The organism is Candidatus Frankia alpina (assembly GCF_902806485.1).
GTDB lineage: Bacteria > Actinomycetota > Actinomycetes > Frankiales > Frankiaceae > Frankia > Frankia alpina.
This window is the reverse complement of sequence record NZ_CADCWT010000660.1, coordinates 1-223: the sequence shown is the minus strand read 5'-3', so window position 1 is coordinate 223 and position 223 is coordinate 1. Positions and strand designations below refer to the sequence as shown.

Here is a 223-nt window from a genome sequence, read left to right as displayed (position 1 = left end):
GGTGGGATTCGCTGCGAGGTGCGTCTGGACGGCACCTGGACCGTCAAGGCCCTGGCCGCCAAGGCCGACAGCGTCCGGGCGCTCCTTGGCGCTAGGACTGCGTTGCGGCTGCGGATTACCGGTGGGGCGCGGGGTGGCTGGGCGGTCCTTACCCTGGCTACTCGCCAGGCCACCGACGGCGTGTCGTCCTCGTGGACGGCGTCGCGGATCCCTGCGGACCCCG

1 protein-coding gene is annotated in these 223 nt (G+C 72.6%); it reads left to right on the top strand.

The window, feature by feature from the left end; all coding sequences use genetic code 11:
• Nucleotides 1–18: 18 nt before the first annotated feature.
• A partial coding sequence (locus G6R25_RS25795; protein WP_205447490.1) for a hypothetical protein occupies nucleotides 19–223 on the top strand: 205 nt, incomplete at its 3' end.